Source organism: Hufsiella ginkgonis, assembly GCF_009834915.1.
Taxonomy (GTDB): domain Bacteria; phylum Bacteroidota; class Bacteroidia; order Sphingobacteriales; family Sphingobacteriaceae; genus Hufsiella; species Hufsiella ginkgonis.
The window spans coordinates 1-797 of the sequence record NZ_WVHS01000015.1; the positions used below are offsets into that span (position 1 = coordinate 1).

The 797-nt window shown below is 58.5% G+C and carries 1 protein-coding gene; it reads right to left on the reverse strand.

Translation table 11 applies throughout. The features are described 5' to 3' along the window. Nucleotides 1–797, reverse strand: a 797-nt coding sequence (locus GS398_RS22135) for a CLIPPER-2 domain-containing protein (RefSeq protein ID WP_160909025.1), incomplete at both ends; no start/stop codon positions are given.

Sequence of the window (797 nt, forward strand, 5' to 3'; positions counted from 1 at the left end):
GTTCGGGTTCTGCGGACTGCCGGGCGTTACCGGGTTCTGCGGGTCCTCGGGACCTGTCGGGGTAGTGGTGGTACCGTTCACCACGGTGGCCTGGTTAGAGATACTTGTCACACCGGTGAGGTCATTGTTCACCTTCACCTGGAAGGTAACGGCAGATACGGCCCCGACCGCGGTTGAGGGAATGGTGAACTGTACGTTGCTTCCGCTCAGGGTACCTCCGCTTCCGGCTACGTAAGTGGTATTTGCGGGAACTGGGTCGGTTATGGTGGTATTGGTGAGCGTGGCGCTCCCGGTGTTCCTGACCCTGATGGTGTAGGTGAGCACGTCGCCGGCATGCGCTTTACCGTCGGCGCTGGTGGTGCTTACGGTTTTCCATGCCTGGAAGGTATTATCCTGTGACACAGGGATCACGGTAGGAGTACCCGCAGGAACCGGGCTGCCGGGTGTGACTGGATTTTGCGGGTCTTCTGGTGACGTTTGGGCCGTTGTCGGACCATTTGTTACGGTAGCGAGATTGCTGATCTCGGTTACGCCTGTAAGGTCCTGGTTCACTTTTACTTTGTAGGTGACACTGGTAACCGCACCCGGCGCAATGGGCGGAACAGAGAATTGAACGGCGCCGCCGCTCAGGGTACCGCCGCTTCCGGCTATATAGGTGGTGTTTGAAGGAACGGGGCCGGTTACGTTAATGCCGCTCAGCGGGCCGCTTCCGGTATTCCTTACGTTGATGGTGTAGGTAAGCTCACTACCTGCATGTGCTTTGCCGTCGGGGCTGGAGCTGGTAACGGTCATCCATG